The 8,407-nt window shown below is 56.9% G+C and carries 9 protein-coding genes and 1 pseudogene; 7 read left to right on the top strand and 3 right to left on the bottom strand.

Annotated elements, in window-relative coordinates; translation table 11 throughout:
* Positions 1-112 precede the first annotated feature (112 nt).
* The 4 genes and pseudogenes from IWX64_RS16125 to IWX64_RS16140 form a co-directional block, all read left to right on the top strand.
* Positions 113-417, top strand: a pseudogene (locus IWX64_RS16125) (integrase core domain-containing protein); the annotation flags it as partial.
* Between the two features lie 442 nt (positions 418-859).
* A complete protein-coding gene (locus IWX64_RS16130) occupies positions 860-1,252 on the top strand; it encodes a hypothetical protein (protein WP_196868146.1) in 393 nt (130 codons plus the stop codon).
* 260 nt (positions 1,253-1,512) lie between these two features.
* Positions 1,513-1,851, top strand: a complete 339-nt coding sequence (locus IWX64_RS16135) for a PadR family transcriptional regulator (protein WP_196868147.1) — start codon at positions 1,513-1,515, stop codon at positions 1,849-1,851.
* On the top strand, positions 1,848-2,849 hold the full coding sequence (locus IWX64_RS16140) for a hypothetical protein (RefSeq protein ID WP_196868148.1): 1,002 nt from the start codon (positions 1,848-1,850) through the stop codon (positions 2,847-2,849). Before IWX64_RS16135 ends, IWX64_RS16140 begins: the two co-directional genes overlap by 4 nt.
* Positions 2,850-3,361: 512 nt before the next feature.
* Here the strand turns inward: IWX64_RS16140 and IWX64_RS16145 are convergent.
* The 3 genes from IWX64_RS16145 to IWX64_RS16155 form a co-directional block, all read right to left on the bottom strand.
* On the bottom strand, positions 3,362-3,949 hold the full coding sequence (locus IWX64_RS16145; RefSeq protein WP_196868149.1) for a hypothetical protein: 588 nt from the start codon (positions 3,947-3,949) through the stop codon (positions 3,362-3,364).
* A gap of 432 nt (positions 3,950-4,381) precedes the next feature.
* On the bottom strand, positions 4,382-5,110 hold the full coding sequence (locus IWX64_RS16150; RefSeq protein WP_196868150.1) for a class I SAM-dependent methyltransferase: 729 nt from the start codon (positions 5,108-5,110) through the stop codon (positions 4,382-4,384).
* A gap of 170 nt (positions 5,111-5,280) precedes the next feature.
* A complete protein-coding gene (locus IWX64_RS16155; protein ID WP_196868151.1) occupies positions 5,281-6,513 on the bottom strand; it encodes an MFS transporter in 1,233 nt (410 codons plus the stop codon).
* A gap of 184 nt (positions 6,514-6,697) precedes the next feature.
* Between IWX64_RS16155 and soxR the strand changes: the two genes are divergently transcribed.
* From soxR to IWX64_RS16170, 3 genes are all read left to right on the top strand, one after another.
* Positions 6,698-7,156 carry a redox-sensitive transcriptional activator SoxR gene (gene soxR / locus IWX64_RS16160; protein WP_196868152.1) on the top strand — a complete coding sequence of 153 codons (459 nt, stop codon included), beginning with the start codon at positions 6,698-6,700 and terminating at the stop codon, positions 7,154-7,156.
* A gap of 183 nt (positions 7,157-7,339) precedes the next feature.
* Complete coding sequence (locus IWX64_RS16165; RefSeq protein WP_196868153.1) at positions 7,340-7,576, top strand: hypothetical protein; 237 nt, start codon at positions 7,340-7,342, stop codon at positions 7,574-7,576.
* 190 nt (positions 7,577-7,766) lie between these two features.
* The coding region (locus IWX64_RS16170; protein ID WP_334683375.1) for an EAL domain-containing protein at positions 7,767-8,407 on the top strand (641 nt) is incomplete at its 3' end.

An 8,407-nucleotide genomic window follows, 5' to 3' on the forward strand; every position in this document is an offset into this window, starting at 1 on the left:
AGGAACGTTAACCCGAGGAACGGGACCGAGACCCCCGAATCACAAGGGAAAACGCACCAAACTCGGCTTAACGTTTTCCTCGGCATAATCGCTGTTAAGCCGAATCCGGCTTAACTCCGATCGCGGCAGCGTCTATACCTCGGCTATATTCAGGACGATGGTCACCGGTCTGGGGATGCGTTCCTCGATGGGTCGCACGGGTGTGTGCTGGGACAACAGCCTGGCCGAGAGCTTCTTCGGCGCTTTTAAAACGAGCGGGTCTACCGCACCGTTTACGCCACCAAATTACAGGCAAAACGAGGCGTCATCCGCTACATCGAGGGCTTCTACAACAGCCGCCGTCGGCATTCAGCCCTCGATTACCGCCGACCCAACGAAGTCCATTACAGTTACCACCAGCCAGCCATGGCAGCTTAGAGAAAACCACCAAATCCGCTGTCCGAAATCACCGCAGCAGCTCACACAGCGCTTCCCCCGCTGATCGGACACTTCGTGGTGTGATGAGGTATGAAAAAGCGGATGTGGGGCACTATCGGAATAGTTCTTCTCGGCGTTGGATCGGCCTGCACAGCAATCGGGCTATTCCAACCCGGCCTAGCATGTGCAGGCGAGGACAGCTCGGCAGGCTGTCCAGCAACCCCGTTCTATTCAGGCATGTTGGCTTTGGGATTACTTCTCCTTATCGTGAGCATTCTCTTTATCATCCGAGCAGCCCGCGCAGAGAAGCTTCCCCCGCTTCCCTCCGCTCAGACATAGAAAGCCTGAGCACCAGCACATACGACTTCGTAAAATGGGCTCTCCACCTGAAAGGGCACCGTTGGTAGTTAGACCCGAATCACGGCCATTGCAGCCCTCCGCGGTGATTGCTGCTCTTATCCTCGGTGCCACAGTTGGCGCAGCTATCGGGGTAATCGCTGTGGTCGCCGGAATCGGTGCACCAAGGACCTCTGCCCTCGAAGGACGTTCGATAGGGCTGGCATCCGTCTATGCAATTTTCGGCGCCGGAATTGGGGTTGTCTTAGGGGCCGCTGTTGGTGGCGCAGTTTGGAAACTTGATCACCTTCTGGCAAGCAACTGGACCTATTTCAAACGCTCTGCAGCCGAGTGCCTTCTAATCACCATCGTGACAGCGACAACGTCATCCATAGCCTTTATTGGGCTGCCCGCAGCATTAGTTGTTGCCATGTTCCTGGTTGGCGGTCTACTTGCTGCTGTTGCATCCGGCCTTTACTTCTTCGTTCGGTTTAGGTAGCAAAATCGCTCTCCGACCCTCTGAGGAACCGCTGAAGGTTCGATCGACGCTTTCCCATGGTTACCCGGTCCGCCGATAACGGTCTATTACGTCGGGGCGGAGGACCGTCCACCGTCGATCGATAGTGAGCGCGGGAACCAGAGCGAATGGGCCCTACTGTTCTTCCATAGTCTTCGTTTTCAGTCTTCCTGAACGGTGTATTCGGCGACACGCCTTCATCTTCGGCGGAATAGTCATGCAACATACATATAGTTGCCGTCATGAGTATCCGTGAAATGCGTGAACCGACCTTCCTGATCCTGAATGCTCTGGCCAGAGCCAAGCACCACGGCTATTCCCTTTTGGCAGAGACGAAAAAGCTTTCCGGCGGCAGGGTGACGTTGCAGCCAGGCAGCCTGTACACAACCCTCGACCGCTTGAAGGAAGAGGGATTAGTGGGCGACGCCGGCGAGGAAATCGTCGATGGTCGACTCCGTCGCTATTACACCCTGACCGACAGCGGGGCCACGGCATTAGAACGTGAGACCAGCCGATTGGAGTCCAACGCGGACGCCGCACGGCTTAGTCTTCGGACGCGAACTGTAGGAGGAATCGCGTGAGTGAGATGACTGCACTTGAGGGCAGGTACCGCCTCGCGCTGCGCACATACCCTTCACGATGGAGGGCCGCACACGGTGAGGAACTTCTCGGGGTGATGCTGGACATCGCCGCTGAGAAGAATACGACCAAAGCCTCGACCGCGGAGCTCCTGGAACTGGGTCTTCACGGTTTGATTGCTCGTGTGAACCAGGCGCTATCGGTGGTGCCGCGGCGCCGGCGAGACCGGCTTGCTGCCGTCGGGCTCATCGCTGGTACCGCGCTGGCTTTGATGATGTTGGTCCTCGGGGAGTTCGGACGCTGGTTCCGCTGGAACAGCTACACCTTTGCAGACCACCCCTTCGGACCAGTCACGACTCCCGCGGCCATCGTGTTCGTGCTGGCTGTTGGCGCTTTCCTTGCACAGGCGGCGGGTAGGGGTGGCTTGTCCAAGTTCATGCATGTTGCGACTATCTTGACCAGTTTCACCTTAGCTATCGTCCTGACAAACACTGCCCCCGCCATAGGGGTACCCCTCATCGTTTTTGCCTGTTTCGCTTCGACAAGCCTTCTCGCTCTCGTAGGAAATCCCATTCGGACTCCGCGGCTGCGTCAGCTGGTCTTCATAGGATCACCGGCATTGGGCATCATCATCACGCTCACGAGTTATCTCCAAGGAAGCGGATCCCAAAGAACCTTCTGGCCACCTAACAGCGGAGGGTTTATCGATGGAGCCGTGCTCACCCGATGGACTCTCGAACTTGCCCTGATAGCGGCACTAATCACCATCACCGGCCGAAAAACGCGACCTTGGGCTTGCCTCATTCTGCTTCCGTTAATCTCCCTACCCTTGTCCCAGATGTTCATGACTCTCGGCGGACAAGGAGGCGGACACATCACCGTCCAACCAGTCATAGTGATCGTCCTATGCTTCCTCGCAGCCCTTGCCAGCGCGTGGGCAGCATGGAAACGACCCCTCCTGCTCTTCCCCAACAAAGAGATACGACCAGTAGCAAACTAGACCTAGGCCTGGAGTTACAAAGAAATTAGGTTAGCGCCTCCGTAGACCACTTCGTCCTAGACTTCTAAGGTGGCCACCTACCGACCAATCGAGCTCGCCCGCAAGCTTGGATACACAAATGAATCCCGTCCCGGCGCAGTTGTGCGTGCGTATCTACGGGACAAGTACCCCGAGCACCCTCCCCACCAGCGCTGGATTCTAGATGAGGATCAAGCCGAAGATGTACTCACGAACGTCCCGCGAAGAACCTAACCTGCCGAGGCCAGCTCAAGCTAAGACATCCTCATCGTCGAACGCCGATAACAACTGTTACGTCGAGCTGGCCCCTTGGACCCTGTGGCTGATCTAAACCCCAGTTCATGCTCATGAGCAGGATCACCGGTAAAATTGTCACAACAGGTAGACAGAATACCTACCGCCATGTTTAATGGATGTAGCTCCTCTCCTGCTGGGAGAGTCGAGAAGTAAGGGCCAGGATCCCCGTGATTAGCGGGACCTGGCCTTCGCGCTGTCTAGATCACTATGTCGATGCGTTCCACAACACCGTTGTACAGCTCCATCCATCTATTGTTCTTGGACTCTGCGTCTCCCAGCGCTCCCAGCACTTGATCTGGAATCCACAACATCGGCTCTGTGGACGGCTGCTCGATGTATACGCGGAGTCTTGGTGGAATTGACCTGCTACCGCGTAAATGCTCGATAAGGGCCATATCTCGCTTGTTTAGGGACTGAGTGCGTTGTTCCAGGAACACTTTATTGACTTCCAGCTGCCCCAGTTCCCAAAGCAGTCGTTCCATGCATTTCGCGCGAGCGTGCTCTTGCTTCCGGTAATTCAGTGGTGTCCCCACAACTATCAGGTGCGCCATATCCAAATCAGCAATGAGCCCAGTGACGCGCCTTTTCTCGCGATCTCCCATGTCAGTCCAGTGCAGCTTCCGGGCACCTCTAGGCAGCACACCCCGCAATTCGTCCCTTGCTCGTTGACAGCACGACGGATCAGCCACGACGGCGCCGAGCAGATACATGCGCTCGTCGTCCCTCGTGGGTCGCATGCTCTCATCTACCCACGCGTGAAGCTCGAAGCTCTTGGAATCTTGCACCCACCACATTCTTCCAGAGCATGACGGACTACGAATCAGCATCCATTACTTATTGTGGGTGAGCTAGTCACAACGATGGTGGACACCTCGACCGCCCCGCCCAACACCCAGCCGTGCCAAACCGCGCGGAAAGCTGGGCCTGGATCGCCACGCACTCCTAGATCAGCAAATTCCAAGTGGCCCATCGGCCGGCGGTAGTTGCACAAACGTAGGTCCCTACTCATCTCAAACGGGCACAGAAAACGAGACAGACAATGCGGCGTGTCACGCCGCCCGGATCACCTGAACCTCGATGTCACGCCGACCATCGTTACCGGTCAGCGGCCCTGCTCCACTCAGGGTCCCGCTTCCGGTCATGCACGACGGTGAGCAGCCCTTTGCCGCTTGTACGGTCCGGTTGTGGTCAATTTGAAGGGCCACCGACTTGGGGCGCTAAGGTTTGTGGGCGGTAATGACCAGGCTGCCGATGCCCTGCCCGGTTGGCTCGCCCTCGAATCCGCCGAAGACCTCATCGACGACCAGCCCTGCCTCGCTGAGCATGGTGCGCAAGTGCTCTTCTGAACGGAAGCGGAGGGTGTCACATCCGACAGTCTCAGTGCCATCAACGCCAACTTCGTGCGCACAGAATTCAACCAGGCCGTTCGCCTCGTCAACATAGATGGTTTGGTACCAGTGCTGACTCTCCCCTTCGGGAAGCTGGACCAGTTTGTGGCTGCACTCTTTTGTCCATGCTTCCCACCCTCGTGCCTTTGGGTCACGGCTGTTGAAAGCAAGCCGACCGCCCGGGACGAGATGACCTGCGATATCGGCGAAAGACCGAGCTAATTCCGCGTCGTCGAGAATTTCCTGAGGAACATTCGCGCTCATAATTGCAGCGTCGAACTCGTGGTCCGGTGGAATCGCCGTCGAGTCACCCTCGATCCATTCCACACGTCCGGCCTCCGGCTTTGCCCGTGCCGCTTCTAGTCTTGTCCCATTAGGGTCTACACCTGTGACCTTGCCGCCTGCCAGCGCGACCGCAAGAGTCACGCGTCCGGTGCCGCAGCCTAGGTCGAGCACCCGGGCAGCAGGGACCGCTGTAGCGAATTTCAGAAAGAACTCGTCATCAATGCCCCAGGTGTTGACGGCATCGTACAAATCTGAGGCATGAGAGTCAGTCATCGAGCCAGAGTACTCGAAGCCCCACACTTTACAGCGAGGGGCTAAAGGCACAGTGCAACCACGGACTCGAAGATCAATACATCGATCAATCGGGATAATGTCTCCGGTGACCCGTCCCACTTACCATCGTTACCGGCCACACCGGGTGACCGAAAGTGGCGTTTGCTGGTTCAGGTCTTAGGTAAAGGCGTCCTCTCTCTTGTTTCTTTTGGCAGGACGATGATGAGGACAGGAAGGATGACCGCGTACAGCAGCCCGATCGTGACGAAGCCGAACTGAATATCAAGATCACCGATAGCGATGACGAGAACGTAGGCTCCGGCCGCACCAATTTTCCCCACAATTGACCATGCTGCGTACACCCGAGCCAACCATTGGTCGGTGATCACTGAAGCGACTCTTGAGTCGCTAACGACGTCCTCCGGCCCGAAAGCAATCCCCCAGAGAAACCATGCAGCCGCGAATATCTCCCATCTGGGGATTGAAACGCTCACCATCGTGATCAGGCCGAAGGCTACGGCGGAGAAGATGAGGATACTTTTGAGGCGGACGTTGACCCATGTACCGATGCCTGCCAGCCACAGACCGAGAAGAGCCCCGACGCTGTAAGCGGCCAGAGCGTATCCATAAGCACCAGCTGGGGCGTCGGGTAGATCGGCTAGGTACGGCACAGCCAGAACAGTGGCGACGGCAACCAGGAAGGACGCGCCCGCTGACGACACGAACGCCATAGACACTTCTGGTGGTAGTTGGCCTTTGTAGCTTCCCAATCTCGAAGCGCACCCAAGCCCCGCATTCTGTGGAGATACTTTTCGGGGAGCTGACATCTTATGGCCCTTGCCGGGCGCGAGCCGTTTGAAGCCTAGAAGGGCCAGGGCGACCACGAATGTAAGAACGTTGATCCCTAACGCGAGAGTTAGACCGCCGAGACCAAACAGCAGACCACCGATCGCTGGACCCACCATCTGCGAAACAGTTTTGCCTGTTTTTCGTGCTGCTGCGAGCGACTGCAAGTCATGTCTGTAGGTGGTCCGGAGAGCGGATTCAGCCGCCGGGTTATCAAACGAACCCGCCGCACCCACAAGCACGCCAAGAACGGCGAAAGCGACTGTGTTGGCTTCGGATAAAGGAATGAGTGCTGCAACCAGGACGGCGCGGACCACATAGCTTCCCAGCAGAAGAACCCGCCGATCCACGAAATCCGCAATAGTTCCGCCTACTGCGGCAAACAACGAACCGAGAAGCATTCTCCCCAGGAACGTCGAGGCTAAGGCAACAACACTATCGCTGACCGCATACACACCCAGCGGGACAACGACTGCCGTTATGCCATCACCAAGCTCCGACGTGAGAAATGCCGCCAGCAGCCGGCGACTTCGCTGATCCTTAAAGGGGCGGATCAACTGCCTTGTTCCTTCCCACCGCCTTGTCATAGCTTCAAGCACCGAGGAAAACGCGCTCTGGGCGAGTCAGCTCTGCCCCGACAAGCCGAACTTGTACTTATATCCATCCCCATAGCAATCATTGACGAAACCTATGCGCTCAAGCGCACTTGAGCGCAACAGGTATCCGCCGTAGTTTTGCTACATGACTCAAGCAGCGCGCCAATACCTAGGAATTGGCAAAGTTGCCGCGCGATCGGGGTTCGCGGTGTCAGCCATTCGCCACTATGAGGATCTCGGTCTTGTTCGTAGCGCCGGACGGAGCGGGCATCAACGAGTTTTCGACCGCAGCGTGTTGCGTCGTCTAGCCTTTATCGCCGCGGCCCGAAACGTCGGACTAAGTCTGCGGGAGATCCACAAAAGCCTTGAAGGCATTCCCCTCGATACAGCCCCAACCCCTGCCGACTGGCATCGGATCAGCGCGCCATGGAAGATGAAAGTTGACGCCAGGATCCGTGAATTGAATACCTTACGACGGTCACTCGACGACTGCATTGGATGTGGATGCCTGTCAATGAAGACTTGCGCAATGCTAAACCCTCAAGACGAAGCTGCCGCCGAAGGTTCGGGCTCACGGTGGGTCAACGCCGCGATGAAAGAATAACGGGCCTACCCGCAACGACCCACCTGACCTGCCATCGCAGCACCTACCAAGTGATTCCCTCATAGCTTCAACCACCCGGCACGCACAAAGGGTCGTCAAAACCGTTCAATTCGCACGTCGTGTCTCATCTTTCGGCGTCACGAAATCCATCGTATTTACGAATCGAAATCGATAGGGTGGACCATGAAATCCCGACAACAACAACGGCCAGCCGCGGCCTTCCTTGCACTGGTGCTTGTCGTCTTCCTGATACCTCCATGGATACCGGTCCTGCGCACTGAGCCGTGGGAGTGGGTCGTCGTAGTCATGCAAGCCGCCCTCGCGGTGGCCATGGTGGTATATCTCGTGAAATTCGTGAGGAAACAACGAGACGATTACTGGCGTGAACATGGCAAAGACCGCAAGCTCCCGGAGACCTAACTGGTTAGGGATGTTCCGATTCGCCAGCATCCCCTAAACCATCGTTTGCGGGGGCCCGCATGGCGCCAATTTACTGGTCATCACGCACCCACACCGAAGCGCTGCAGAAGTGGTCTCGAATCAAGCCGCTATAATCGAAACAGTTGTGCCCTACGGTGGATGTAACCAGTGAGGGAGGGCTCCACATGGCATGCAACAGCTGCACGACATCTTCAAAGCTCGACTTCGATTTCAGCATGCCTTCCAACCAATTTATGACGCGGTTGCCGGCCGCGTATGGGGCTACGAAGCGCTGGTCAGAGGTTTATCCGGTGAGGGTGCTTTTGAAGTCCTGTCAAAGATCTCGCCGGAGCAAAAATACCGCTTCGACCAGGACTGTCGCGTCAAGGCAATCGAGCTGGCGTCGCGCCTGTTTCCTGCGGGAGAGGAATTGATGCTCTCCATCAACTTCATGCCGAACGCGGTCTACCAACCGGCTGCATGCCTTCGTGCGACGCTGCTCGCGGCCGAGCGATGCAGTTTCCCGACGTCATCGGTCATGTTCGAGTTCACCGAAAATGAGGAGGTTTTGGACACCGCTCACCTCACGAACATCATCACCGAATATCGCAAGCATGGTTTCACCACCGCCATCGATGACTTTGGTGCAGGTCATGCGGGACTGGGACTCCTGGTCGAGTTCCAGCCAGACCTGATCAAGATCGACATGTTGCTCATCCGAGGAATCGACACCAGTCCGGCCCGCCAGGCTGTCGTGGCTGGCATCATGGGAATCACCAAAGCACTCGACATCACAGTGCTCGCAGAAGGCGTTGAGACCGAAGCGGAGTT

The sequence above is a fragment of the Arthrobacter sp. CAN_A212 genome (genome assembly GCF_015752345.1).
GTDB lineage: Bacteria > Actinomycetota > Actinomycetes > Actinomycetales > Micrococcaceae > Arthrobacter_D.

What these genes read in the sequence shown, in the direction of transcription:
- soxR (WP_196868152.1), top strand. Translation starts at nt 6,698, where the DNA reads ATGACTCAAGCAGCGCGCCAATACCTAGGAATTGGCAAAGTTGCCGCG.
- IWX64_RS16165 (WP_196868153.1), top strand. Translation starts at nt 7,340, where the DNA reads ATGAAATCCCGACAACAACAACGGCCAGCCGCGGCCTTCCTTGCACTG.
- IWX64_RS16150 (WP_196868150.1), bottom strand. Translation starts at nt 5,110, where the DNA reads ATGACTGACTCTCATGCCTCAGATTTGTACGATGCCGTCAACACCTGG.
- IWX64_RS16135 (WP_196868147.1), top strand. Translation starts at nt 1,513, where the DNA reads ATGAGTATCCGTGAAATGCGTGAACCGACCTTCCTGATCCTGAATGCT.